Here is a 25,893-nt window from a genome sequence, read left to right as displayed (position 1 = left end):
AAGCTGACGCTACGTCAACCGCAAGACTGAATCCGAGAGACGCGCATCACTCGCTCGGGGCACGACTGGAGCGAGTCTCGTTCGTTGTTCAGGGTGAATGTTCCCCACGCAGGCGGGGCGAGCCGGTCGGCGCAGTATGCCGCGGCCTGACCCGGCGAGTGCTCCCCGTTCACGCGGGGCTGAAGTGCGTGTGGCCCCCGGCTTCGCCGGGGGCCACACGTCCGTTGGGCTCCTAGGCGGCGCGGGCCGCCGCCTTGCGGAAGTCCTTGTTGAGCCGGCCGATGACGTCCAGGCCGATCTCCTTGGGGCACGCCGCCGAGCACTCGCCGGTGTTGGTGCAGCCGCCGAAACCGGCCTCGTCGTGGGCGGCGACCATGCCGAGCACGCGGGTGTGCCGCTCGGGCTGGCCCTGCGGCATGAGCCCCAGGTGCGCCACCTTCGCGGCCATGAACAGCATCCCCGAGCCGTTCGGGCAGGCCGCGACGCACGCGCCGCAGCCGATGCACGCCGCCGCGCTGAACGCGGCGTCGGCGTCGGCCTTGGGGACCGGGACGGCGTGCGCGTCCGGGGCGGTCCCGGTCGGCGCCGAGATGTACCCGCCGGCCTGGATGATCCGGTCGAACGCCGAGCGGTCGACCACGAGGTCCTTGACGACCGGGAACGCGCCGGCCCGCCACGGCTCGATGTCGATCGTGTCGCCGTCGGAGTACTGGCGCATGTGCAGCTGGCAGGTCGTCGTGGCGGCCTGCGGGCCGTGCGGCTGGCCGTCGATGACCAGCGAGCAGGCCCCGCAGATCCCTTCGCGACAGTCGTGGTCGAACGCGACCGGGTCCTCGCCGTCGGCGATGAGCTCCTCGTTGAGCACGTCGAGCATCTCCAGGAACGACGCGTCCTCCGAGACGCCGTCGATCACATAGGACACCATCTTGCCCTTGGACTCGGCGTCGCTCTGGCGCCAGATACGCAGGCGTAGTTTCACTTGTAGCTCCGTTGGGTGGGCTTGACGTATTCGAATTCCAGGTGCTCCTTGTGGAGCACGGGCTCGGAGCCGGCGAACTCCCAGGCCGCGACGTACGAGAAGTGCTCGTCGTCGCGTTTGGCCTCGCCGTCCTCGGTCTGGGACTCGGCGCGGAAGTGCCCGCCGCACGATTCGGTGCGGTGCAGCGCGTCGATGCACATCAGCTCGCCGAGTTCGAAGAAGTCGGCGACGCGCCCGGCCTTCTCGAGCTGCTGGTTGAGCTCGGCGGCCTTGCCGGTGACCTTGACCCGCTTGTAGAACTCGGCCTTGAGGTCGCGGATGAGCCCGATGGCCTTGCGCAGGCCCTCGTCGGTGCGCTCCATACCGCAGTACTCCCACATGATGCGGCCCAGTTCGCGGTGGAAGGAGTCGACGGTGCGGTCGCCGTCGTTGTTCAAGAAGAACTCGATGCGCTCGTTCACCGCGCCCAGGGCGGCGGCGACCGATTCGTGGTCCTCGTCCACGGCCTCGAACGGGCCGTCGGCGAGGTAGTCCGAGATCGTGTTCGGCAGCACGAAGTACCCGTCGGACAGGCCCTGCATGAGCGCCGAGGCGCCGAGCCGGTTCGCGCCGTGGTCGGAGAAGTTCGCCTCGCCGGTCACGAACAGGCCCGGGATGTTCGACTGGAGGTCGTAGTCGACCCACAGGCCGCCCATGGTGTAGTGCACGGCCGGGTAGATCCGCATGGGCCGCTCGTACGGGTTCTCGCCGGTGATCCGCTCGTACATCTGGAAGAGGTTCCCGTATTTGGCTTCGACGGCGTCCTTGCCGAGCCGGTCGATCGCGTCGGCGAAGTCGAGGTAGACCCCGAGCCCGCCGGGGCCGACGCCGCGGCCTTCGTCGCACACGGCCTTGGCCGCGCGGGAGGCGATGTCGCGGGGCACGAGGTTCCCGAACGCGGGGTAGCGCCGCTCGAGGTAGTAGTCGCGTTCGGACTCGGGGATGTCGCCGGGCTCGCGGTCGTCGCCGCGCTCGGCGGGCACCCACACGCGCCCGTCGTTGCGCAGGCTCTCGGACATGAGCGTCAGCTTCGACTGGTGGTCCCCCGACTGCGGGATGCAGGTGGGGTGGATCTGCGTGTAGCACGGGTTGGCGAAGTAGGCGCCTTGCCGGTGGGCCCGCCACGAGGCGGTGACGTTGCAGCCCTTGGCGTTGGTCGACAGGAAGAACACGTTCCCGTACCCGCCGGTGGCCAGCACGACCGCGTCGGCGATCTCGGTGGCGACCTCGCCGGTGACCAGGTCGCGCACGACGATGCCGCGGGCCCTGCCGCCGGTCACGATCAGCTCGAGCATCTCGTGGCGGGTGTGCAGCTCGACCGTGCCGGCCGCGACCTGGCGCTCCAGGGCCTGGTAGGCGCCGAGCAGGAGCTGCTGGCCGGTCTGGCCGCGGGCGTAGAAGGTGCGCGAGACCTGGGCGCCGCCGAAGGACCGGTTGTCGAGCAGGCCGCCGTATTCGCGGGCGAAGGGGACGCCCTGGGCGACGCACTGGTCGATGATCTCGGTCGAGATCTCCGCGAGGCGGTGCACGTTCGACTCCCGGGAGCGGAAGTCGCCGCCTTTGACGGTGTCGTAGAACAGGCGGTGGACCGAGTCACCGTCGTTGCGGTAGTTCTTGGCGGCGTTGATCCCGCCCTGGGCGGCGATGGAGTGGGCCCGCCTGGGCGAGTCCTGGAAGCAGTAGTTGGCCACCCGGTAGCCCAGTTCGCCGAGGGTGGCCGCGGCGCTGGCGCCGGCCAGGCCGGTGCCGACGACGATGACGCGGAGTTTGCGCCGGTTGGCGGGGTTGACCAGCCGTCCGGTGAAGCGGCGGGTCTGCCAGCGTTCGTTGATGGGCCCGGCGGGGGCCTTGGTGTCGGCGATCGGCTCGCCGCCGGTGTAGTACTCGGCTGTGCTCATGTCAGCTCACCAATCCGAAGGAGACGGCCAGGGGCACGATCGCGAACCCGGCCACGACGACGGCGGCCACGGTCAGGGCGACGGCCTGCCAGCGGCGGCGCCACACCGGCCCGGGGCCGGCGATGGTCTGCACGGCCGACCAGATGCCGTGCCGCAGGTGGAACCCGAGGGCGACCAGCGCCAGCAGGTAGAACACGGTCACCGGCCAGCGTTCGGGCGCGAAGGTGGCGACGACGGCGCCGTAGGCGTCGGGGACGTCCTTGACCGGGTTGACCGTCCGGAACGTCAGGTCCAGCAGGTGCCAGACGACGAACGCGGCGATGGTGATCCCGCCCCAGCGCATGACGCCGTAGGCGCCCCGCGATTCGCCGCGGGCCTTGTGGCGGTGCGCGTACTTGACCGGGCGGGCCAGGTGGGCGCGCCTGGAGAGCACGATGCCCGACCACAGGTGGGCGCCGATCGAGGCGATCAATCCGAGGCGCAGCACCCACAGCAGCGACTCGTGCGGCAGGATCGGCTCACCGAAGGTGCGCAGGCCGTGCGCGTAGTCGTTCATCTCTTCGCGGCCTTCGAAGATGTGGAGGTTGCCGGCCATGTGGGCGATGATGAACAGCACCATCAGCACCCCGGAGACGGCCATGACGATCTTCAGCCCGATCGAGGAGCGCCACCGGGGCAGGGGCCGCGCCGGCGCGCCCGCCGGTGGCGCGGCGGTGCGCGATTTGAGTTCCGTAGACACATGAACACGCTAAACGCGACCGATGTCACGAGTCCAATTCATGGTGTCGGCAGTTTCCATGCCGATACGGTATGGACATGCGCCCGCAGCAGTTGAACGCGTTCCTCGCCGTCGCGCAAACCCGTCATTTCACGCAGGCGGCCGAAAACCTGGGTGTGACACAACCGTCATTGAGCAAGCAGATCCAAGCGCTCGAACACGAACTGGGCGCCGCGGTGTTCACCCGCGCCCGCGGCCGCATCGAACTGACCGACATCGGCCGCACCCTCCTGGGCCACGCCCGCCGCATCACCGCCGCCCACGAGGCCGCCCGCGCCGACATCGACGACGTCCTCGCCGTCCGCAAAGGACGCCTTCGGCTCGGCGCCACCCCGAGCCTGTGCTCCTGGCTCATCGCCCCGCTCCTGGTCCGCTACGCCGAGGCCCATCCCGGCGTCACCGTCACCCTCACCGAAGACGGCTCCGAGCCGTTGAGCGAACGCCTCGCCGCCGGCGACCTCGACCTCGCCTTCACCATCGGCGGCACCCCCACCGAGGCCGGCCTGGCCGTCCAGCCGCTGCTGTCCGAAGCGCTCGTCGTCGCCTCCGCCGCCGCCTTGCCCCCGCTCACCCGCCAAGCCCACATCGGCCTGGCGCAGCTGCGCGAACAACCGTTCGTGCTCCCCGCGCACGGCTACGACCTGCGCAAGCTCACCATCGCCACCTGCGAGGCCGCCGGGTTCACCCCGATCGTCGCCGTCGACGGCGGCGCCACCGACGCCGTCGCCAGCCTCGTCGAGGCCGGCCTGGGCATCGCGCTCCTGCCGGCCATGATCGCCGCCGCCTCCCCGGGCCTGCGCGCCACGCCCATCGCCCCGCCCGGCGCCAGCCGCACCATCGCGCTCACCGCCCGATCCGAGGCCCCGCCCACCAAGGCCGCCAAGGCCTTCGCCGACTGCCTCCAGGCCCACCTGACCGACCTGCACGCCTGGGGGCGACTGCCCGAAGGCATGCGCACCGTCTAAGACCCGGCCCGTCTCACGGCTCGCCGGCTTCGCCGAGGCGGGGCACATTTACGGCTCGCGAGCTTCGCCGAGACCAGGCTCATTCACGGCTCGCGAGCTTCGCCGAGACGGCGGTCGAACATGGCCGCGATCTGCCGCGCCGACGGCGTCCCCGCGTCCGCGTCGGCCCCCGCCGCCAACAAGACGGTCACCACCTCGCCGTAGTCCTTGAACACCGCCCCGGCCAACGGCGACTGGTCGCGGTCGTTGCGACGCTCCACATCGGCACCGCGACCGATCAAGGCCCGCACCGTGTCGGCGTGCCCGTGGTAGGCCGCCAGCATCAGCAGCGAATCACCCGAACCGTTGACCAGATCGACCGGCAGCCCCGCCTCGACGAACGCCAGCAGCCGCGCCGTCTCCCCCTGCCTGGCCAGATCGAACGCCGCATCGGCGATCTGCCGGAAATCCTCGTCCTCACCCATGCCCGACAGCTTGGCACAACCGCTCCCGCCCCGCCCGGCCGATCACGGCACTAACGCTTACCCGACACTTCACCGTCCAAAACCAGCCTGTCCTGCGGTTTCACCCGCCAAGGCGGCGAGGCGGGTATTGACATCGCCACGCTGCGCCGCAAAGATTGACATCTGGCGCGAGACCGGCGAGACGCTGACACACTGGCCGCCGCGCCGCAACGGTGGGAGCACGCAATGGTGAGGACTCGCGCATGAACGAGCCGAAAATCTTGGGACAGTTCCAATTGGAACACCGCACCATCCAAGTCAGCGGCGACGGCCGCACCGGCGGCACGGTCTGGCTCGAACGCGTCCACCCCGACCCGCCCATGGCCCTCGGCTGCGTCGTCGAACTCGACACGCCCACACCGCGACTGCGCCTGTACCGCGCCGAATGGCCCGACGCGCTCCGCGAGGAGGCCAAAGAACGCACCATCGCGCTCTGGCAGGCCTCACGCCCCGCCTGAGAGCGACCCCAACGCCCCGATGACACCGGCGGCCTTCGCCTCGGCCTCGGCCACCTCCCGTGCCGCGTCCGAACGCCACGTGATCCCGCCGCCGGCCCACACATGGACCGCATCGGCATCGAAGGCGACCGTGCGAATGGTCAAACCCAACCGCAGCCTGCCCGCGCACCGGTACCCGAACGCGCCCATCGCCGGACCCCGCCCCACCGGCTCGACCGCACCGATCAGGTCCAGCGCCGCCAGCTTCGGCGTCCCCGTCACCGACCCCGGCGGGCACATCGCCCGCAGCAGCTCGGCCACCCCCGCCCCGCCCGCCAGACGCGCGGTGACCGTCGACTCGGCCTGCCACAGATCCGCCCAGCGCCGCACCCCGAACAGCTCGGGCACCCGCACACTCCCCGGCACCGCCACCCGCGCCAAGTCGTTGCGCTCCAGATCGACGATCATGACGTGCTCGGCGCGCTCCTTCACCGAAGCGACCAGAGCGTCCCGCCCCGCCGCGGTCGCCGGCGCGGTCCCCTTGATCGGCGAGGTCGCCACCGACTCCCCATCGACGGCCAGGAAGCATTCGGGCGACCCCGAGGCGACCATCCAGTCCTCACCGGCCAAGACCCCGCCCCACCGCGCGCCGTCGACGCCCGCCACCGCCGCCGCAGCCCCGGCCGCATCACCCGACCAAGGCGCCTGCCGGTGCCCGACCACGCACGCCTGATACACCTCGCCGCGCCCGATCGCCTCCTGCACCACCGCCACGGCCTTCGCATGATCGGCCGCGGTCCACGACCGCCGCCACGCCCCCACCGCGAACCGCCCCCGCACCGCACCGGCCGCACCCGGCCCGTGCGCATAGGCCACCGCGGCGACATCCGGCACCGCCGGCACCGGCGTCGGCGCCCCCGCGGCCCCACCGGCCATCACCGCGCCCGCCGCAGCCGACACCAGCACCGCCACCCCGCACACCGAACCGGACAGCCCGCTGTGGCCCCCCTCGTAGCGGTCGCAGAACGCGGCCACCGCCTCGGCCGGGTCACCGGCCTCGCCCACGCGCCACTCGATGCGGTCGACCTCGACCAGGCGGCCCCGGCACGCGGCCGGCACCCCCGGCGGCGCCGCATCCACAGCGGAGAACATCGACATCGCCCAAGTGTGAGCGAGCCTCGACCGAGGCGCCACCGGCCCGGCCCCCGCCAGTGCCGCGCCTCACGGCCTCAGCCCTCGCCGCCGCCCCGCAGCTGGTCCAGCACCCCGCCCGAGGCCGGCGCCTCGATATAGGCCCCCTGCGTCGCCTCCGCCAAGCGCGCGAGATTGTCCGCATCGGCCGAGCCGAACCCGACCGTGTACAACGACACCGGCACCGCCTGCCCCGAGGCCACGGTCGCCAGCGACTGCTCGGTCTCCTCGATCGTCGGCGCGCTCACCGAATCGGTCCCGTCGTTGGTGAGCACCACGACCACGTTGTCGGCCCCCTCCACCGCATGCTCACCCATGTAGTCGTAGGCCGCCGTCACCGTGTCGAACAGCGGCGACCCGCCCTCGTACAGGCCCTCCTCGGACAGCGCGTACAAGTCATCGGTCAAGGTCTGACGCTGCTCACTGGACAACTCCGCGCTCTCGGTGACCGCCCGCCAATGCGTCTGGGCGTCCACCGCCCCCACCCCGAACTCCCACAGCCCGGCCCGCGACGTCGACCCCAGCTCATCGACCAGCGCCAACGCCAACCGGATCTCCGCGATCGCGGCCGAGACCTGCTCACCGCCGTACTCGACCGTCTCCTCCTCGCCCACCCCGGACCGGTCCACCACGATCAGCAGATTCAAGTCCCGCCGCATCTCCTGCCACTGCCGCACCGCGTCCTGCACCGTCTCACCGGTGATCACGCCCTCGGTCGAGGCCCCCTCGCTGGACGCCGGAGCCAGACCCGCGTCCGCCAACTCCTCCTCGGCCGCGCCCGTCTGCAGGTAATCACCGAACATGCCCGCGATCCGCGCGTCACTGTCCGAGACCCACCCGGCCCCGTCCAGCACCATGTACGGGTACACCGCGTTCAGCACCGCCCCGCTGGGCGTGATCGGCACCAGCTGGTAGTCCAGGCCCGAATCCGCGTTGAAGTCCTCCACCTGGTAGTCCAGGGCCGTGAACACGTTCGCGAACGCCGCCGGGTCGTCGGCGGCCAGATACTCGGCGAACAGCGCCTCGGCGCTCTCCCCGACCCGCCCGGCGTCCAAGGCGGCGCTGTAGCGGACCATCGCCTCCCCATCGACCCCGCCGGCGCCGTCACTGACCGCGTTCAGCATCGACTGGAGCCCCTCGGTCGAGGTCCGCGGATTGGCCGCCGCGATCGTCACCTCCCCGGCCTCCGAGGCCTCCAGCACCTCGCTCCACGACGGCGGCTCCCCGCCGATCCACCCCAGCTCCTCGGCGACCGGCTCCGGCACCGCCAGCACCGTCGAAGACTGCCCCAGCACCACCGGCGCCGACGAGAAGTAATCGGCCGTGACCTCCGTCCCGGTCACCCACTGCGGCCACACATCCGAATCCGGCACCCACGCGATCGGCCGCTTCCCCAGCGACACCGTGTCCCACTCACCGGTCAGGCTCTGCGCCGCGTCCACCGCCGCGACGTCGGACACCTCCACGCCCACGCAGTTCCCGTCGACCTCCGGCTCCTCGGCCTCCCACGCCCTGGCCAGATCCTCCATCGTCGAGAACAGATTCGGCGCCACCGCGACCGGCACCCGGTAGGGCGCATCCGAGCAACCCGCCCGCAGCAGCGTCACAAACCCCGCCACCAGCGCCGACGCCACCAGCACCGACACCAAGGTGATCACGATCCACGGCGCCACCGGCAGCTTCGCGCCGCCCTTCTTCCGCCGCCGACCGGTGCGATGGGACTTCACCGTCCGCGTATGCCCGAATACCATCAGCTACTCTCCTGGGGGGATGCGTCGGCGCCCAGTGTAGAACCCGCCGGACACGCCACCGGCGACCCACCGCACCCCAGGCCCGCTCAGTCGGCCCCGTACGCCTCGATCGGCGGACACGTGCACGCCAGGTTCCGATCCCCCCACGCGTTGTCCACCCGCCCCACCGGCGGCCAGTACTTCGCAGACGTCATCCCCGCCGGCCAGGCCGCCTCACTCCTCGAATAGGCCCGATCCCACGCCTCGGCGGTCACCGCCGCCGCCGTATGCGGCGCCCGGCGAAGCGCCGAGTCCTCCACCGCCACCGCACCCGAGGCGACCGCCTCGATCTCGGCCCGGATCGCGATCATCGCCGCACAGAACCGGTCCAACTCGGCCAGATCCTCCGACTCGGTCGGCTCCACCATCAACGTCCCCGCCACCGGGAACGACATCGTCGGCGCATGGAAGCCGTAGTCGATCAGCCGCTTCGCCACATCCTCGACCGTCACCCCCGACCGCCGGGTCAACTCCCGCAGATCCAGCACGCACTCATGCGCCACCAGACCGCCCTCACCGGTGTACAGCACCGGGAACGAATCCCGCAGCCGCGCCGCGACGTAATTCGCCGCCAGCACCGCCGACGCCGTCGCCGAAGCCACCCCCTCGGGGCCCATCATCCGCAGATACATCCACGGGATCTGCAAGATCCCCGCACTGCCCCACCGCGCCTGCGACACCGGACCCACCCGCCCCGGCTCCTCGGCCATCGGATCGGACGGCAGATACGGCACCAGATGCTCGGCCACCGCCACCGGACCCACCCCCGGCCCGCCCCCGCCGTGCGGAATACAGAACGTCTTGTGCAAATTCAGATGCGACACATCCGCCCCGAACCGGCCCGGCTTCGCCCACCCCACCAGCGCGTTCAAATTCGCGCCGTCGACGTACACCTGACCGCCCGCGTCATGGACCCGCCCGCACACCTCCACGATCGAAGACTCGTACACCCCGTGCGTCGACGGATACGTCACCATCAACGCCGCCAGCGAATCCGCGTTCGCCGCGACCTTCGCCTCCAGGTCCTCCAGATCGATGTTCCCGGCCGCATCGCACGCGACCACCACCACCCGCATCCCCGCCAGCACCGCCGACGCCGCGTTCGTCCCATGCGCCGAGGCCGGAATCAGACACACGTCACGGCCGCCCTCGCCCCGGTCGGCCTGCCACGCCCGAATCGCCAGCAGACCCGCCAACTCGCCCTGCGAGCCCGCGTTCGGCTGCACACTCACCGCCGCATAGCCGCACACCTCGGCCAGCCAGGACTCCAACTGCCCGATCAGACGCCGCCACCCCGCCGTCTGCGACTCCGGCGCCAACGGATGCACCTCCGCCAGCTCCGGCCACGACACCGGCTCCATCTCCGCGGCCGCGTTCAGCTTCATCGTGCACGACCCCAGCGGGATCATCCCCCGATCCAGCCCGTAATCGGCGTCCGCCAGCCGCTTGAGATACCGCATCATCGCCGTCTCCGAGCGGTACTGGGAGAACACCGGATGCGTCAAGAACCCGCCGTGCCGCCGCAGCCGTGCCGGCACCGCCACCGGCGCCTCATCCACCAGATCGACCCCGAACGCGTCGCACACGATGCGCAGATCCGCCTCCGACGTGGTCTCATCACAGGCCACCGCCACATGGTCCCCATCGACCCGCCGCAGGTTCACCCCGTACGCCGCGGCCGAGGCCACCACCGCATCGGCCCGGCCCGGCGCCCGCGCCACCACCGTGTCGAACAACGAGCCGTGCACGACCCCGACCCCGGCCGCCTCCAACGACGCCGCCAACCGCGCCGCCCGGCCCGCGACCCCCTCGGCGATCCGCTCCAGGCCCTCGGGGCCGTGCCACACCGCATACGACGAGGCGATCACCGCCGGCAGCACCTGCGCCGTGCAGATGTTGCTCGTCGCCTTCTCCCGACGAATATGCTGCTCCCGCGCCTGCAACGCCAGCCGCAACGCCACCGCGCCGTCCGCGTCCCGCGACACCCCGACCAGCCGGCCCGGCAACTGCCGCCGCAGCTCATCGCGCACCGCCATGAAACCCGCATGCGGGCCACCGAACCCCACCGGCATCCCGAACCGCTGCGCCGACCCCACCGCGATATCGGCACCGAACTCCCCGGGCGGCACCAGCAACGACAGCGCCAGCAGATCGGCCGCCACCGCCACCCGCGCCCCGGCCGCATGCGCCGCCTCCACCACACCGGCCCAGTCCCGCACCGCACCATCAGCGCCCGGATACTGCAACAGCACCCCGAACACGCCCTCCGGCAGCTCCTCGACCGCGCAGTCGGCCACGACCAGCTCGATGCCCACCGGCTCCGCCCGCGTCCGCAGCACCGCGAGCGTCTGCGGCAGCACCCCCGAATCGACCACGAACACCTCGCCGGCGCCCCGCGGCGCCGCACGCCGCGCCAGCAGCATCGCCTCGGCCGCCGCGCTCGCCTCGTCCAACAGGCTCGCCCCCGCCACCGACAGGCCCGTCAGATCGGCGACCATCGTCTGGAAGTTCAACAGCGCCTCCAGACGCCCCTGGCTGATCTCCGCCTGATACGGCGTATACGCCGTATACCACGACGGATTCTCCAGCACATTGCGCCGGATCACCGCCGGCATGCGCGTCCCGTAATACCCCAGCCCGATCATCGACCGCATCGGCCGGTTCTGCGCCGCGATCGCCCGCAGCTCCGCCTGCGCCTCGGCCTCCGACACCGCCGCCGGCAAGCCCACCGGCCCCGCGGAACGAATCAGATCCGGCATGCAGGCGTCCATCAGCGCCTCAAGGCTCGAAAACCCCACCGCCTTGAGCATCGCGTCGCGATCAGCGGCACTGGTACCGATATGGCGATCAGAGAAAGAACGGTCAGTCACGAGGGTCCTCCGGTGACAGTCGACGGCAGTTGCAGTCCCCTCGTCTGTCACCAACCACTGAACCTCAGCACCGGTTCCAGAGCGGCCAATCCCGAACAGTCCTGGTACCTGAGAGTTTGAAGCGAGGGACTTGCCCCTTCGGTGCCGCGCAGCCAGTGTGGCCCACGATCTCTCCTGCCCGGTTTTCCGGCTCTGCGCACATCGTATGCCAGAAGGCCGACTACCGTCGAGTGGGCACCTCACCCGCCCCCAGACGCCCCTGCGCCTGCTCCGGCGCCCGAACCGGCGCCTCCGCCCCCGGCAACGCCGCCAAGCGCCCCATCACCTCGGTCACCGTCGACCGCACCGCGATCCCGAACACCCCGTGACCGCCCCGCAGCAACTCGATGACCTCACCGGCCGACCGGCACTCGTACACCCGCGACCCGTCCGACATCAACGTGATCTCCGCCAGATCCTTCACCCCGCGGCACCGCAGCGCCTCCACCGCCATGCGGATGTTCTGCAACGACACACCCGCATCCAGCAGCCGCTTGATCACCTTCAACACGATGATGTCGCGAAACGAGTACAAGCGGTTCGAACCCGACCCCGACGCCCGACGCACACTCGGCTCCACCAGACCCGTACGCGCCCAATAATCCAGCTGCCGGTACGTAATGCCGACCACCCGGCACGCCGCAGTACCGCGCCAACCCCGAATCTGCGACGCCGGCACCGCACCACGCCCGCCCGCCCCACTGTGGGCATCCATCGCACCCTCCGCACCATAGAGGCTCCTGGAAACCGAGAGTAACGCCCGGGCTCTACACAATGGTCGGAACCAGAATATTGCTCGCCAGGTCACGGCCCCACCGCGCACACCACACGCCGCGGCGACCGCACATCGCCCGCTCAGCCGAAATCGTCGGGACTGACCTCTTCGAGGAACTCGCGGAACTTCTCCACCTCGTCCTCCTGCGTATCCGGAAGCACCACGCCCGCCTCATCGAGCACCTCATCGGCACACCAGATCGGCGCATCCGCCCGCAACGCCAGAGCGATCGCATCAGACGACCGCGACGACACCCGCGTCTGCCCGTCCAACACCAGCTCCGCGAAATACACCGTCTCCCGCAGCTCCGTGATCTCCACAGCCGTCAGCGACACCTCCAGCGCCTCCAGCACATCACGCATCAGATCATGCGTCAACGGCCGCGACAACTGCACCTCCTGCTGCTGATACGCGATCGCCGCCGCCTCGACCGTCCCGATCCAAATCGGCAGATACCGATTGCCATCGGACTCCTTCAGCAACACCACCGGCTGATTGCTCGGGAGTTCCACGCGGACCCCGACTACGGTCATCATCCGCACCGGCTCGCCTCCAACGAATGCCATCGTCGCTGACGCCGGACCCGCCCCGAGCCGCACCCGCGACGGGCCCCACGCCCTCAGCCTACTCGCAAATCACGACAACGTGACACGAGCGCGAACCGGCATCAAGCCGCGGCCGGACCCGGCCCACTGATGAACACCAAACGGAACTTCCCGATCTGCACCTCGTCACCGTTGCCCAGCGACGCCGTCTCCACCCGCTCACGGTTGACATACGTCCCGTTCAGGCTGCCGACATCACGCACCGTGAAACCCGAAGCATCACGATGGAACTCGGCATGACGCCGCGACACCGTCACATCATCCAGGAAGATATCCGAATCCGGATGACGACCAGACGTCGTCACCTCAGTATTCAACAGAAACCGCGCGCCGGCATTCGGACCACGGCGCACCACCAACAGCGCGGTCCCGGCCGGCAGGGAATCCGCCAGCCGCGCAGAATTCAACTCCGCGTCGACCTCACCGCTCTCCTGAAGAGCGGAGAGATTCATCGTGGCCGTCACATCCGGCGGAGGGAACTCATCATTCGAACGCGTCATGGATTGCCACCTTCTACAAATCTGGACCCTCTGGTCACTCAGTAAGCTTCGCATACGCTCCCGCGTCCAGCAAAGCAGCGAGCGAGCCGGAATCCTCGACCGCGATGTCGAACATCCAGCCCGCCTGATAGGGGTCGCCGTTCACCAATTCCGGGGATTCCGACAGTTCGTCATTACATGACTGAATCTTACCGGTCACCGGAGCGTACACGTCAGAGACGCTCTTGGTCGACTCGACCTCACCGATCACGTCCCCCGCCCGCACCTGGGCACCGACCTCCGGAAGCTGGACGAACACGACGTCGCCGAGCGCATTCTGCGCGAAATCGGTGATCCCGACCCGCACGACGTCACCGTCGCGCCGCTCGACCCACTCATGCTCCGCGGTGTAGCGCAACTGCTCCGGAATCACCTGGTGCTCCCCTCTCTGAGAAGCCCGCCCATGCGAATAAAACTCACACGATTCACCAACACTGGCGGCGGGTCGGACGCACATGACCGTATCGCCCAGCCGCATCGCGCCGACGGCGGGGCCGCTATTGCGTGATCATCCCGATCGAAACGCCTCGCGAAGCACCCGAACGACCCGCCCGAAGCGTCTCCCTACGCGACCACATGCGCTCTCGCGCGCCCACCGCGCATCAAACCCGCGGCCTGCCACAGATACACCAGAGCCGCCGCCCAGTACAGCGCCAGACCCCACCACGCCAGCGCCCACCCCAGCGGCGCCGCCCACACATCCGCGTTCTCCACCAGACCGGCCACCACGAGCACCGGGAAGGACATGAACACCACCGACGTGGCGCTCTTGCCGAGGAAATGCACCTGCGGCGGCGCGTAGCCATGCCAGCGCAACACGATCACCAGGCCCACCATCGTCGCCTCCCGCACGAGCACGGCCAAGGTGAACGGCCACGGCAGCAGATGCACGTAGGTCAACGCCAGCAGCGCCGTGAGGATGTACAGGCGGTCCACGAACGGATCGAGCAGACGCCCCAGCTTGGAGACCTGATTGAGCCGGCGCGCCAACTGGCCGTCGACCCAGTCGGTGCCGCCGCCGACGGCGAGGACGACCGCGGCCTGCCAGTAGTGCTCGGTGGCCAGCAGCAGATAGCAGAACAGCGGGATCCCCGCCAGGCGCACGGCCGTGACCAGGTTCGGCCACGTCCAGACTCCCCAGCCGGTGGGCGCTGCTGACTTGCTCAAGGCTGTCCTCTCGACGGCTCCGGGAGCCGTGGGTTTCCTTCCGCTCGGCGACGATCGCGAGCCGTGTGGTCGACGGGTGTTCGGTGGGTGTAGGCCGATTCTAGCCTCAGAGGTACGACACTGTATTCCCGAAATCAGACGCCGCCGATGTGTCGCTGACGGGCGAAGCCCGGCGATATAGGGGTCCTGAGGTGCGAATTCCTAGTCTTGGCGGGAGGTCGAGAATTATCGGTGTCGATATATATTTGATCAGGACAGTGATAGGAAACAACCCGGGCCGCGTGCGGCCCGGGTTGTCGGATGGCGGCGCTACTGGGTCGGAGCGCCGGGGATGTACGTGGGCGGGGCCTCCTTGCGGAAGTAGGCGTTGGCGGCGGGCACGGCCAGCAGGATGATGACCAGCAGCGAGCCGAGCGTCGTCAACAGGACCGTGGCCCAGTCGACGACGACGCTCCAGCCCGGATAGGCGTTGTAGGCCGCCTCCAGCAGCTGTCCGGCGTCCAGCGACTCGAGCGTCTCGTCGCCGGAGTTGTCGAAGGCCCACTGCGTCAGCTGCTCGCCGAACAGCGCACTGGCGAAGACGAAGCCGCCGCAGATGAGCACCAGCGGCTGGAAGACCCACGTCAGGATGCGCCCCACGCGGTTCCCGGCGGCGTTGAGCAACGCCAGCACCACCAGGATCACGATCACCACGATCGGGAAGACGAGGTTCGAGCCGCCGCCGAAGGACGTCGATCCGGCGGGCAGGGTGTCCACGTCGACGCCCTGCGCGTTGAGCTCGGCCTCATAGGCCTCTTGCGCGTCGGCGCCGTAGAGCATGGTGAGGACGGCCGTGGCGGCCATGGCCGCGGCCAGGAGCAGTTGCAGCACGACAGCGAAGGTCACCGCGCCGGGGCGTGGCTGCTTCTCCATGGGCGGGGATGGCTTGGTCATGGTTCCCTCCAATGGTCAGGTGCTCTCAAGCTACCAATCATCGACCACCGTCGCTGGAAGGAACCCCTGTCCTACCTGAGCACGACTCGGCTCTCGTCTTCTAGGAGGGGGTCTCGGCCGCCTCGAGGCGGCGCCGGCGCACCGCCAGCGCCGCGCCGATCAGGCAGCCGCTCATGGGAACGAAGAGGATCCACAGCGCCCAGGCGCACACGACCAGCACCAGCAGTCCACCCAGGAGGATGCCGGTGCCGCCGAAGTCCTTTCTGGTGTCCTCCAGGGCCCCGGCGAGCAGCGACTTCCACGATCCGCCGGGCTCCCAGGCGGCGGCGGCCCGCAGCAGCACCGTCGCCGCCAGGCCCGCGACGACCATGATCAGCAGCGCCGTCACCGAGCGGCCCGGGACGCCCTCGACGGTCAGCACCGCCAAGTCGGCGGCGAGGAACAGCGCCACGCCGATCGAGGCCAGGCCGACCAGCCAGCCGCCCCTCCAGGCCTTCCGCACGTCCCGGACGAAATCGCCCAGGGACGAGGGGGTGCCGTCGAGGTGCCCGGCCAGATGCCGCGACGAGGCGGCGAGCGCGGCCGGGACGGTCACCAGCGGCAGCGCCGCCACGGTGAACCACACGCCGGTCAGCAGGCACTCGGCGAACAGGGCGAAGGCCCTGCCGCCCTCGCGCGCGCCGCGCGCCCCGGCGCGGCGCCTCGGCCGCTCCCCCGCCATTCAGCCTCCTCGCTCGTTGCGCACGGCCCGCCTCATCCCTTGATGCCCGAGGCGGCGATGCCTTTGATGAGGAACTTCTGGAAGACCAGGAAGAACAGCACTACCGGGATCAGCGACAGCAGCGTCATGGCCATCATGCCGCCGTAGTTGGAGACCGCCTCGGTGTTCTCATAGGACTGGAGCAGCCGCGGCAGCGGGAACTTCTCGATCTCGTGCAGGTAGATCAGCGGCCCCAGAAAGTCGTTCCACGACCAGATGAAGGTGAAGATCGCCGAGGTCACGATCGCCGGGCGCAGCAGGGGCAGCATGATCGAGAAGAAGATCCGGAAGTGCCCGGCGCCGTCGATCTTCGCGGCGTGGTCGAGCTCGCGCGGGATGCCGCGCAGGAACTGGACGTACATGAACACGAAGAACGCGTCCAAGGCCAGGAACTTGCCGACCACCAGAGGGAAGATCGTGTTGACCACTTCCATCTCGGAGAAGATCAGGTACTGCGGAATGAGCATGACCTGCCCGGGCAGCAGCAGCGTGGCGATGACGATGCCGAACATGGCCTTGCGTCCGGGGAAGGAGAGCCGGCCCAGCGCGTAGGCGGTGATCGAGCACGACAGGACGATCCCGATCACCGACAGGCCGGCGATGAGCGTGGAGTTCCAGAAGAACCGCCACAGCGGCACCCCGGCCAGGCCGTCGAACGCGGAGGCGAAGTGCTCCCAGGTGATCGTGCTGGGGATGAGCGAGGCGTCGGTGATGATCTCGGCGTTCGGTTTGACCGAGGCGATCAGCACCCACAGCGCCGGGTACAGCACGATCGCCAGGACCGCCAGCAGGCTGAGGTGCCAGACCGCGGACTTGGCGCGCTCGCGGGGCGGACGCTTGCGCCGCTCGACCACTCGGCCGTCGGCGGTGGTGGTGATGCTCATCGGTTGTCCTCTCCGGCGTAGTAGACCAGGCTCTTCGCGGCACGGAACATGATCAAGGTGACCACACCGACCGCGAGCACCAGCACCCACGCCCACGCCGAGGCGTAGCCCATGCGCAGGTCGATGAACGCCAGCGAGTAGATCCGCACGGTGTAGAACAGCGTCGACCACGCCGGGGCGCCGGCCTCGCCGCCGATGATGTAGGCCGGGCCGAACAACTGGAACGCCCCCACCGTCTCCATCAGCACGTTGAAGAAGATCACCGGCGAGAGCATCGGCAAGGTGATCTTCACGAAGCGGTGCCACTTGCCGGCGCCGTCGACCTCGGCGGCCTCGTAGAGCTCGCCGGGCACCTGGAGCAGCCCGGCCATGAAGATCACCATCGGCGCCCCGAACGTCCACACGCTCAACAGCACCAGCATCAGGATCGACACCGAGGGGTTGCCGATGAATCCCCCGCCTTCCCAGCCGAACCAGGACATGAACTGGTCCTGGGGGCCGCCGTTGGCGAACAGCGCCTTCCACACGATCGCGATCCCCACGCTCATCGCGATCAGGGAGGGCATGTAGAACGCCGCCCGGTAGAAGCCGATGCCGCGGCGCCGCTGCACCAGCAGCATCGCCACCGCCAGCGACGCGGCCAGCTTGATCGGCACCGCGAACACCACGTACATCAGCGTGACGCGCACGGCGCGAGCGAACATCGGATCGTCGAACATCGCGGTGTAGTTGTCGAGGCCGATCCAGTCCCCGCCGCGGATGAGGTGGTAGTCGGTGAACGACAGGTACAGCGACCAGACCATCGGGCCGATGGTGAACACCGCCGTGCCGATAATCCACGGCAACATGAAGGTATAGCCGGCGAATCGCTCACCGCCGCGGATGGCCGAGGAGCGGCGCTTGGCCGCTCCCCGGTTTCCGCGCGTCGGCGGCGCTCCGGCCTCGTCCGCCTCGCTGGGCGCGGCGGTGGAGGGAGAAGCTGACACGGTGAAGGTCCTTGTCTCGGTGGCTAGCTACTGCTCGGCGGCGAAGAGGGTCTCGGCCTCGGTGAAGAACAGCTCGGCCGCCTCGTCGGGCGTCATCTCCGCGTACTGCACCTGCTGGTAGAGCTCCGCGAACTTGACCTCGATGGCACCGGTGGCCGCGGGCGGGGCCGGCGGCGGCGTGGTCAGGTACTGCTCGACGCTGGCCTCGTAGTCGAGGACGGCCTGCGCGTACTCGTCGACCTCGACGTTCTCCATGCCGGTGTTGGTGGCCGGGATGCCGCGGTTGGTGCCGAGGATCGCGATGGCCTCGGGGTCGGACTGGAGGAAGTCGACGAGCTTGGCGCCCTCCTCGGTGTACTCCGAGGTGGCCGAGATGACCAACTGCATGCCCGGCTTCAGGTAGAGGCCGAGGTTGCTCGGGTCGAGGGTCGGCGGCGCGGCGAGCGCCAGGGTGCCGCCGAACTCGGCTACCGACGGCGAGTAGTTCGCCATGAAGTTGTCCCAGCCGATCTCCGAGCCGAGCAGGTCCTGCGGGATGCCGCCGGTCGTCCACTCGATCGTCGTCTCGACCGGCGGCACGAGGCCGTCGGCGTGGAGGTCGTCCGCGAGCTGCCACCACTCGGCGAGCTGCGCGGGCTCGAAGTTGAGCGCGGTGCCGTCCTCGGTGTAGAAACTGCCGCCCTGCTGGCGCAGCCACAGCTCCATGAAGTGGTACTGGCCGCACCAGTCGCCGCCGCCCCACTTGCCCTCGCCCAGGGCGGGGGTGAGTTCGGCGATGGTGGCCTTGTAGTCGTCCCAGGACTGCCCCGGCTCGGGGGTCGGGATGCCGTGCTCCTCGAACCAGTCGGAGCGGTAGATCAGGCTGAGGGTGTTGCCCGAGATCGGGACGGCGATGAGTTCGCCGTCGAGCTGCGCGGTCTCGAGGAAGCCCTCCCGGTAGTCGGAGGTGTCGACGACGCCCTCGAGCGGGAGCAGCAGGCCGTTCGAGCCGAACTGGCGCAGCCGCGAGTAGTCCATCTGGAACACGTCCGGCAGGTCGCGCGAGGCCATGCGGCTGGTCAGGCCCTCCCAGTAGGCCGGGAAGTCGGCGAAGTTCGTCTGGACCGTGATGCCCTCGTTCTTCTGCTGGAACAGCTCGATCGCTTCGGTGTAGAGCCCGGCGCGGACGTCGTCGCCCCACCATTCGAAGCTGATCTCGATCGGGTCGTCGGCGGTCCCGGCGGGTCCGTCGTCCCCGCAGGCGGCCGCTGCGCCGAGTGTGGCGGCGCCCGCGGCGCCGGTCAGCAGTGTCCGTCGCTTGGCGCGGTATGGATGGCGGATCATCGTTGATGCTCTCCTTCTTGCAGAGGGGTCCCGCTCGCGCGGGCCTTCAGGATCTATTCAGTTGCTCCCCAGTCTCAACCGGGGAAGTCGTCCAATCGGGCGACGGCGCGCCGCCACGGCGCGGAATCGCCGGCCGGGAGGTGGCGCCGCGGCGCGGCCGAGGCGCGAGCGGCCTCGCGGCGGGCCTGGGGGCCGGGCGCGATGAGGCCGAGCGCCTGGGCGGCGACGAGCGCGTTGCCGAGGGCGGTGGCCTCGTCCGGTCCGGCCAGGACCGGCCTGCCGGTGGCGTCGGCGGTCAGCTGGCACAGCAGTTCGTTGTTGGAGCCGCCGCCGACGATGTGGACGAGGTCGATCTCGGTGCCGCCGAGCCGTTCGAGGTCGTCGATGGCGCGGCGGTGGGCCAGCGCGAGCGAGTCGAGGACGCACGCGGCGATCGCGGCGGGCGTCTGGGGTACCGGCTGGCCGGTCTCGGCGCAGTAGGCGCGGATGCGCTCGGGCATGTCGCCGGGTTCGGCGAAGACCGGCGCGTCGGGGTCGACGATCGAGCGCAGGCGCGTCTCGTCGGCGGCCTCCTTGACCAGTTCGGCGAGGTCCACTTCGAGGCCGGATCGGCGCCAGGCGCGCATGGACTCCTGGAGGAGCCACAGTCCGGCGACGTTGCGCAGGAAGCGGACCGTGCCGTCGGCGCCCCGTTCGTTGGTGAAGCCCGCCTGCAGCGCTTCGACGCCGAGGACGGGGCCGGTGCGTTCGGTGCCGACCAGGGACCAGGTGCCGCAGGAGATGTAGGCGGCGTTCTCGGTCTCGTAGGGGACGGCGGCGACGGCGGAGGCGGTGTCGTGGCTGGCGGTGGCGATGACGCTGACAGCGCCGCCGAGGCCGGTCTCGGCGGCCACGGCGTCGGTCAGGCCGCCCAGGACCGTGCCGGTCTCGGTGATCTGGCCGAGCAGTTCTCCCCGTACGCCGGCGACATCGCACAGCTCGGGCGACCAGGTGCCGGTGGCCTGGTCGACCAGGCCGGTGGTGGAGGCATTGCTCGCCTCGCACGCGAAGGCGCCCGAGAGCCAGTACGAGAACAGGTCCGGGATGAGCAGCATCCGCTCGGCGGCGTCGAGGGTCTCGGGCCGCTCGGCGGCGAGCTGGAAGATCGTGTTGAACGGCTGGTGCTGGACGCCGGTGCGGGCGAACAGGGCTTCGGCGCCGGTGGCGGCGAGGACGGTCTCGCGGGAGGCGCGGGTGCGGGCGTCGCGGTAGCACACGGGAGTGCCCAGCAGGTCGCCGCCTGCGTCGAGGAGGGCGTAGTCGACCGCCCAGGAGTCGACGGCGACCGCTGCGGCGCCCGATGCGGCGCGCAGGCCGTCGAGGACGCCGTTCCACAGTCCGATGACGTCCCAGTACAGGCGCCCGGCGGCGGCGACGGCGCGGTTGGGGAACCGGGCGGCCTCGGTGAGGCCGATCCGGTCCCCGTCCCGGTGCCGCTCGACGGCGGCGGCCATGACCCGGCCCGAGGAGGCCCCGAGGTCGACGGCCGCGAGTGTCGTCGTCATCGCAGGAATCCTTGCGGGTTGCCCGAGTCGACGGGCAGGTGGACGCCGGTGGTCAGGCCGAGGTCGGGCCCGACGAGCGCGTAGACGGCGTCGGCCACGGATTCGGGGAGGACCTCCTTCTTGAGCAGGGTGCGCCCGGCGTAGTACTGGCCGAGCTCCTCCTCTTTGACGCCGTAGACGGCGGCCCGCTGGGCGCCCCAGCCGCCGGAGAAGATGCCCGAGCCGCGCACGACCCCGTCGGGGTTGACGCCGTTGACGCGGATGCCGTGCTCGCCGAGTTCGGCCGCCAGCAGCCGCACCTGGTGGGCCTGGTCGGCCTTGGTGGCGGAGTAGGCGATGTTCTTCGGCCCGGCGAACACGGCGTTCTTCGAGACGATGTAGACGATGTCGCCGCCGATGCCCTGGGCGATCATGAGCTTGGCCGCTTCGCGGCTGACCAGGAACGAGCCTTTGGCCATGACGTCGTGCTGGAGGTCCCAGTCGGCGGCGGTGGTCTCGACCAGCGGTTTCGACTGGGACAGGCCGGCGTTGTTGACCACCAGGTCGACGCCGCCGAAGGCCAGGGCGGCGCGGGCGATCGCGGCGGCGATGGCGCCCTCGTCGGTCACGTCGGCCCCGACGCCGACGGCGACATCGGTGCCTGCGATGTCGGCGGCGGCGTCCGAGGCCTTGTCGCCGTCGAGGTCGGCGATGACCACGCAGGCGCCCTCGGCGGCGAGCCGCTCGGCGGTGGCCTTGCCGATGCCGCTGGCCGCGCCGGTGATCAGGGCGATGCGGCCGGCCAGCGGCTTCGGCTCCGGGAGGCGTTTGAGTTTCGCTTCTTCGAGGGCCCAGTACTCGATGCGGAACTTCTCGGACTCGTCGATGGGCCGGTACGAGGAGATCGCCTCGGCGCCGCGCATGACGCCGATGGCGTTGACGTAGAACTCGCCGGCGACCCTCGCGGTCTTCTTGTCGGGTCCGAAGGAGAACATGCCGACGCCGGGCACCAGGACGATCGCGGGGTCGGCGCCGCGCATGGGCGGCGAGTCGGGCCCGGCGTGGCGTTCGTAGTAGGCGCGGTACTCCTCGCGGTAGGCCGCGTGGCGCTCGGTCAAGTGAGCGATCACTTCGTCGAGCGGAGCGTCGGCCGCGGTCTCCAGGACCAGCGGCCGGACCTTCGTGCGCAGGAAGTGATCGGGGCAGGAGGTGCCGAGCGCCGCCAGGTCGGGCATCTTCTCAGTGGAGAGGAAGTCGAGGACGGTGTCCTCGTCGCAGAAGTGCCCGACCTGGCGGCGGTCGGTGGAGACCAGGCCGCGGATGACGGGTGCGAGGGCGGCGGCGCGCTCGACGCGAGCAGCGTCGTCGAGGCTCGTCCATTTGTCGACGCGGGCCCCGAAGGGCTCGGCCTTGCCGCGCTCGGCGATGAACGTCTCGCAGCCGCGGATGATCTCCAGCGTGTTGGCTTCGCACTGCGCTGAGGTCTCGCCCCAGGCGGTGATGCCGTGGCCGCCGAGGATGCAGCCGATGGCCTGCGGGTTGGCGCGTTTGATCTCGGCGATGTCGAGGCCGAGTTGGAAGCCGGGGCGGCGCCACGGCACCCACACGACCCGGTCTGCGAAGCATGCCTTGGTGAGTTCGGGGCCGTCGGCGGCGGTGGCGAAGGCGATCCCGGAGTCGGGGTGGAGGTGGTCGACGTGGTCGGCCTCGACCAGGCCGTGCATGGCGGTGTCGATCGACGGTGCGGCGCCGCCGCGGCCGTGGAGGCAGTAGTCGAAGCGTTCGACCATGACGTCTTCGGCCTCGACGCCGGGGTAGGTGCCGGTCATGGCGCGCAGCCGGTCGAGTCTGAGCACGGCCAGGCCCTGCGGGCGCAACGTGCCCAGGTCGCCGCCGGAGCCCTTGACCCACAGCAGTTCGACCGGCTCGCCGGTGACCGGGTCGGTCTCGGTGCCTTTCGCGGAGGTGTTGCCGCCGGCGAAGTTGGTGTTGCGCTTGTCGGCGCCGAGCCGGTTGGATCGGGCGATGAGGTCCTCGACCGTCCGGTTCATCAGGCCCCCCATCCGGCGGCCTGGCCGCCCTGGCGGTCGGCGATGATCGTCTCGGCGTAGCCGCTGGCGCCGTAGGCGGCGAAGGGGTCGGGGTGCAGGCCCCGCTCTTCGCGCAGCTCGGCCAGGAGCGGGCGCACGTCGGTGTTGTAGGCGTCCATCAGGACGGCGTTGGCGCCCAGGACGTCGCCGGCGGTCTGGGCCGCTTCGAGCGCGGCGTGGTCGACCAGGAGGGCCTTGGCGGTGGCCTCCTGGGCGTTCTGGACCGAGCGGATGACCGCGGGGATCTTCGGCTCCAGGTTGTGGCACTGGTCGAGCATGTAGGCGATGCCCGAGTCCGGTCCGATGGCCTCGCGCAGCGCGAGCTCGTGCATGATCCGGAACAGCTGGAACGGGTCGGCCGCGCCGACCATGAGGTCGTCGTCGGCGTAGAACCGGGAGTTGAAGTCGAAGCCGCCGAGCCGGCCCTGGCGCAGCAGGAACGCGACGATGAACTCGATGTTCGTGCCGGGCGCGTGGTGGCCGGTGTCGATGACGACCTGCGCTTTGGGGCCCAGTTCGACGCAGTGGGCGTACGAGGTGCCCCAGTCGGGCACGTCGGTGTGGTAGAAGGACGGCTCGAACAGCTTGTACTCCAGGAGCATCCGCTGGTGCTCGCCGAGCCGGGCGTAGACCTCGGCCAGGACTTCGGCGAGGCGGTCCTGGCGGGCCGCGATGGAGTCCTGTCCGGGGTAGTTGGTGCCGTCGGCGAACCACAGCTTCAGCGAGTCCGAGCCGGTCGCGTCCATGATGTCGACGCATTCGAGGAGGTGGTCGGTGGCCTTGCGCCGCACGCCGGGGTCGGGGTGGCACACGCTGCCGAGCATGTAGTCGTCGTCTTGGAAGGTGTTGGAGTTGATCGTCCCGATCCGCATGCCCTGGTCGGCGGCGAAGGCGGCCAGGTGCGCGTAGTCGTCGGTCTTGTCCCAGGGGATGTGGAGGGCGACGGTGCCGGCCGCTCCGGTGAAGCGGTGGACCTGGGCCGCGTCGGCGATCTTCTCGTAGGGGTCGCGGGGGATGCCCTGCTGGGCGAACACCTTGAACCTGGTGCCGGAGTTCCCGAACGCCCACGAGGGCGTCTCGATGTTCTGACTCGCCAGCACCGTCTTCGCGTGCGCGACTGTGTCACTCATTTCGGCTCCTTCGCCTCTGCCGCCGCCAGTTGGTCCTCCAGGTGGAAGACCTCCGTGAGCACGTTGAACGACTGGTCGGCGGGGGCTCCGTCGGTGCCTTCGAAGAAGGGGGCCATCTCGGTCTGCCAGCGGGTGTTGACGTCGCGTTCGGCCATGGCGGCGTTCGCGGCCTCGAAGTCCTCGGTCTCGAGATAGCCGACGAGGAGTCCGTCGTCGGACAGGAACAGCGAGTAGTTGCCCCAGCCGGTCTCGGCCAGAGCGCGGAGCATGTCGGGCCAGACGGCGGCGTGCCGTTCGCGGTATTCGCCGAGTCGGTCGCGCCGGACGCGAAGGGTGAAACACACTCGTTGTGTCACGGGGGTACCTCCTTGAGGTCGTGGTCACGATTATTACACCGGAATAATTGAATCGTTTCACGCGGGGGTCCCGTTAACATAAGACGCGCTGGCCAGCGCTGTCAAGACCCGTCCGGCGACAATTCCGTGACAGACTCGCGATATGATTCCGCGTGCTCCCGATCCGGTGTTGATTCGTTTCAACACCTGCGCGCCCCGGCGCGCCGTCCGGGGCCGGGGCCCTCGCAGTGCCCCTCGATACACTCCATGAGGTGACGATGACCACTAGCAGCATGAAAGACGTGGCGCGGGCCGCGGGCGTCTCGGTCGGCACGGTCTCCAACGTGCTCAACCGGCCCGACGCGGTGGCCGAGGAGACCAGGCGGCGCGTGCTGGCCGCCATCGCCTCGCTCGGCTACGTCCGCAACGACTCGGCCCGGCAGCTGCGCGCCGGCCGCAGCCGCAACGTCGCGATCGTGGTCCTCGACGTCTCCAACCCCTTCTTCACCGACGTGGTGCGCGGCGCCGAGCCCCTGGTCGACTCGGCCGGCGGCGTGGTCACCGTCTGCGATTCGGGCGAGGACGTGCGCCGCGAGCAGCGCCACCTGGAGATCCTGGAGGAGCAGCGGGTCCGGGGCCTGCTCATCACGCCGGTCGACGACACCTCGGCCGAGCGGCTCGAGCGGCTGACCGCCCACGACATCCCGGTGGTCCTGGTCGACCGCGGCGCCGGGCTCCACCCGCACTGCTCGGTGGCGGTCGACGACGTCCACGGCGGCCGCCTGGCCGCCGCGCACCTGGTCGAGCAGGGGCACGCCTCGGTCGCGTTCATCGGCGGGCCGCTGTCGATCCCGCAGGTCCGCGACCGCCTGGCCGGGTGCCGGGAGGTCTGCGAGCGGTCCGGGACCCGCCTGGAGACGTTCACCTCGGTGAGTCTGAACGTCGGGGGCGGCAGGCAGGCCGTCGAGCAGATGCTGCGGCTGCCGGACGCGCCCACGGCGGTCTTCTGCGCCAACGACCTGGTCGCGCTCGGCGCGCTCCAGGGTTTGACGATGCACGGGGTCAAGGTGCCCGAGGAGTGCGCGATCGTCGGCTACGACGACATCGACTTCGCCGCGGCGGCGGCCGTCCCGCTCTCCTCGGTCCGCCAGCCGCGGGCGCAGCTGGGGCGCACCGCCGCGCAGCTGCTGTTCGAGGAGATCGCCGAGGGCAAGGGCCACACGCACCGCAACGTGGTCTTCCAGCCGGAGCTGGTGGCCCGCGCGTCGACGGCCGTCGACCTGTAACATGACGCGGGTATTTACCGATAAAGTACCGTGATCGGCGCGCCGTGGACGCCGCCGACGCGGTCGCC

General features: G+C 70.0%; 24 protein-coding genes and 1 riboswitch. Of the genes, 3 read left to right on the top strand and 21 right to left on the bottom strand.

Features of this window, described 5'->3' with window-relative positions; all coding sequences use genetic code 11:
- Positions 1 to 232: 232 nt before the first annotated feature.
- The 3 genes from YWW_RS0120835 to YWW_RS0120825 are packed head-to-tail and all read right to left on the bottom strand — an operon-like array spanning position 233 to position 3,595.
- Positions 233 to 979 carry a succinate dehydrogenase/fumarate reductase iron-sulfur subunit gene (locus YWW_RS0120835; protein ID WP_026931623.1) on the bottom strand — a complete coding sequence of 249 codons (747 nt, stop codon included), beginning with the start codon at positions 977 to 979 and terminating at the stop codon, positions 233 to 235.
- Positions 976 to 2,916: a fumarate reductase/succinate dehydrogenase flavoprotein subunit gene (locus YWW_RS0120830; protein WP_026931622.1), complete on the bottom strand. Its 1,941-nt coding sequence runs from the start codon at positions 2,914 to 2,916 to the stop codon at positions 976 to 978. The genes YWW_RS0120835 and YWW_RS0120830 overlap by 4 nt, the downstream gene beginning before the upstream one ends.
- Position 2,917: 1 nt before the next feature.
- Positions 2,918 to 3,595, bottom strand: a complete 678-nt coding sequence (locus YWW_RS0120825) for a succinate dehydrogenase/fumarate reductase transmembrane subunit (protein WP_026931621.1) — start codon at positions 3,593 to 3,595, stop codon at positions 2,918 to 2,920.
- Between the two features lie 131 nt (positions 3,596 to 3,726).
- Between YWW_RS0120825 and YWW_RS0120820 the strand changes: the two genes are divergently transcribed.
- Complete coding sequence (locus YWW_RS0120820) at positions 3,727 to 4,659, top strand: LysR family transcriptional regulator (protein WP_342673586.1); 933 nt, start codon at positions 3,727 to 3,729, stop codon at positions 4,657 to 4,659.
- A gap of 83 nt (positions 4,660 to 4,742) precedes the next feature.
- Here YWW_RS0120820 and YWW_RS0120815 read toward each other — a convergent pair whose 3' ends face one another.
- Positions 4,743 to 5,123, bottom strand: a complete 381-nt coding sequence (locus tag YWW_RS0120815) for an ankyrin repeat domain-containing protein (RefSeq protein ID WP_026931619.1) — start codon at positions 5,121 to 5,123, stop codon at positions 4,743 to 4,745.
- Between the two features lie 242 nt (positions 5,124 to 5,365).
- On the opposite strand from YWW_RS0120815, the gene YWW_RS0120810 reads away from it, so the two are divergent.
- The gene (locus YWW_RS0120810) at positions 5,366 to 5,620 is read left to right on the top strand and encodes a hypothetical protein (RefSeq protein WP_155830312.1); all 255 of its coding nucleotides are present in this window, start codon (positions 5,366 to 5,368) and stop codon (positions 5,618 to 5,620) included.
- Here the strand turns inward: YWW_RS0120810 and YWW_RS0120805 are convergent.
- The 17 genes from YWW_RS0120805 to YWW_RS31980 all read right to left on the bottom strand — a co-directional run bounded on the left by YWW_RS0120805 (position 5,606) and on the right by YWW_RS31980 (position 24,560).
- The gene (locus YWW_RS0120805) at positions 5,606 to 6,757 is read right to left on the bottom strand and encodes a chorismate-binding protein (RefSeq protein ID WP_245595478.1); all 1,152 of its coding nucleotides are present in this window, start codon (positions 6,755 to 6,757) and stop codon (positions 5,606 to 5,608) included. The genes YWW_RS0120810 and YWW_RS0120805 overlap by 15 nt on opposite strands.
- Positions 6,758 to 6,828: 71 nt before the next feature.
- The gene (locus YWW_RS0120800; RefSeq protein WP_155830311.1) at positions 6,829 to 8,448 is read right to left on the bottom strand and encodes a substrate-binding domain-containing protein; all 1,620 of its coding nucleotides are present in this window, start codon (positions 8,446 to 8,448) and stop codon (positions 6,829 to 6,831) included.
- Positions 8,449 to 8,627: 179 nt separating this feature from the next.
- Positions 8,628 to 11,450 (bottom strand): aminomethyl-transferring glycine dehydrogenase, encoded by a 2,823-nt coding sequence (gene gcvP / locus YWW_RS0120795; protein ID WP_026931615.1) that lies wholly within the window; start codon positions 11,448 to 11,450, stop codon positions 8,628 to 8,630.
- A gap of 86 nt (positions 11,451 to 11,536) precedes the next feature.
- Positions 11,537 to 11,637: riboswitch (glycine riboswitch) on the bottom strand.
- A 33-nt stretch (positions 11,638 to 11,670) separates the two neighbouring features.
- Complete coding sequence (locus tag YWW_RS31990) at positions 11,671 to 12,204, bottom strand: MerR family transcriptional regulator (protein ID WP_051326119.1); 534 nt, start codon at positions 12,202 to 12,204, stop codon at positions 11,671 to 11,673.
- A gap of 140 nt (positions 12,205 to 12,344) precedes the next feature.
- The gene (locus tag YWW_RS0120785; protein ID WP_035699718.1) at positions 12,345 to 12,806 is read right to left on the bottom strand and encodes a bifunctional nuclease domain-containing protein; all 462 of its coding nucleotides are present in this window, start codon (positions 12,804 to 12,806) and stop codon (positions 12,345 to 12,347) included.
- A 125-nt stretch (positions 12,807 to 12,931) separates the two neighbouring features.
- Complete coding sequence (locus tag YWW_RS0120780) at positions 12,932 to 13,369, bottom strand: FHA domain-containing protein (RefSeq protein WP_026931613.1); 438 nt, start codon at positions 13,367 to 13,369, stop codon at positions 12,932 to 12,934.
- A 34-nt stretch (positions 13,370 to 13,403) separates the two neighbouring features.
- The gene (gcvH, locus tag YWW_RS0120775; protein WP_026931612.1) at positions 13,404 to 13,781 is read right to left on the bottom strand and encodes a glycine cleavage system protein GcvH; all 378 of its coding nucleotides are present in this window, start codon (positions 13,779 to 13,781) and stop codon (positions 13,404 to 13,406) included.
- A gap of 191 nt (positions 13,782 to 13,972) precedes the next feature.
- The gene (locus tag YWW_RS0120770; protein WP_026931611.1) at positions 13,973 to 14,575 is read right to left on the bottom strand and encodes a CDP-alcohol phosphatidyltransferase family protein; all 603 of its coding nucleotides are present in this window, start codon (positions 14,573 to 14,575) and stop codon (positions 13,973 to 13,975) included.
- A 309-nt stretch (positions 14,576 to 14,884) separates the two neighbouring features.
- Positions 14,885 to 15,508 (bottom strand): hypothetical protein, encoded by a 624-nt coding sequence (locus YWW_RS0120765; protein WP_155830310.1) that lies wholly within the window; start codon positions 15,506 to 15,508, stop codon positions 14,885 to 14,887.
- Between the two features lie 100 nt (positions 15,509 to 15,608).
- A complete protein-coding gene (locus YWW_RS0120760; protein WP_026931609.1) occupies positions 15,609 to 16,229 on the bottom strand; it encodes a hypothetical protein in 621 nt (206 codons plus the stop codon).
- Between the two features lie 32 nt (positions 16,230 to 16,261).
- Complete coding sequence (locus YWW_RS0120755) at positions 16,262 to 17,152, bottom strand: carbohydrate ABC transporter permease (RefSeq protein ID WP_051326118.1); 891 nt, start codon at positions 17,150 to 17,152, stop codon at positions 16,262 to 16,264.
- A complete protein-coding gene (locus YWW_RS31985) occupies positions 17,149 to 18,138 on the bottom strand; it encodes a carbohydrate ABC transporter permease (RefSeq protein WP_051326117.1) in 990 nt (329 codons plus the stop codon). Before YWW_RS31985 ends, YWW_RS0120755 begins: the two co-directional genes overlap by 4 nt.
- A 27-nt stretch (positions 18,139 to 18,165) precedes the next feature.
- A complete protein-coding gene (locus tag YWW_RS0120745) occupies positions 18,166 to 19,461 on the bottom strand; it encodes an ABC transporter substrate-binding protein (RefSeq protein WP_026931607.1) in 1,296 nt (431 codons plus the stop codon).
- A gap of 74 nt (positions 19,462 to 19,535) precedes the next feature.
- Positions 19,536 to 21,005: a rhamnulokinase gene (locus YWW_RS0120740; RefSeq protein WP_026931606.1), complete on the bottom strand. Its 1,470-nt coding sequence runs from the start codon at positions 21,003 to 21,005 to the stop codon at positions 19,536 to 19,538.
- Complete coding sequence (locus YWW_RS0120735) at positions 21,002 to 23,035, bottom strand: bifunctional rhamnulose-1-phosphate aldolase/short-chain dehydrogenase (RefSeq protein WP_035704828.1); 2,034 nt, start codon at positions 23,033 to 23,035, stop codon at positions 21,002 to 21,004. The genes YWW_RS0120740 and YWW_RS0120735 overlap by 4 nt, the downstream gene beginning before the upstream one ends.
- Positions 23,035 to 24,204, bottom strand: a complete 1,170-nt coding sequence (rhaI, locus tag YWW_RS0120730; RefSeq protein WP_026931604.1) for an L-rhamnose isomerase — start codon at positions 24,202 to 24,204, stop codon at positions 23,035 to 23,037. The genes YWW_RS0120735 and rhaI overlap by 1 nt, the downstream gene beginning before the upstream one ends.
- Complete coding sequence (locus tag YWW_RS31980; protein WP_081687631.1) at positions 24,201 to 24,560, bottom strand: L-rhamnose mutarotase; 360 nt, start codon at positions 24,558 to 24,560, stop codon at positions 24,201 to 24,203. The genes rhaI and YWW_RS31980 overlap by 4 nt, the downstream gene beginning before the upstream one ends.
- Before the next feature lie 257 nt (positions 24,561 to 24,817).
- Here YWW_RS31980 and YWW_RS0120720 point away from each other — a divergent pair, with 257 nt between their 5' ends.
- Positions 24,818 to 25,825 carry a LacI family DNA-binding transcriptional regulator gene (locus YWW_RS0120720; RefSeq protein WP_026931603.1) on the top strand — a complete coding sequence of 336 codons (1,008 nt, stop codon included), beginning with the start codon at positions 24,818 to 24,820 and terminating at the stop codon, positions 25,823 to 25,825.
- Positions 25,826 to 25,893 lie beyond the last annotated feature (68 nt).

Origin of the sequence: Glycomyces tenuis DSM 44171 (assembly GCF_000427885.1) — a bacterium.
GTDB classification, from domain to species: Bacteria; Actinomycetota; Actinomycetes; order Mycobacteriales; family Micromonosporaceae; genus Glycomyces; species Glycomyces tenuis.
The sequence above is the reverse complement of the archived record's forward strand: the minus strand, read 5'-3'. Positions and strand labels throughout refer to the sequence as shown.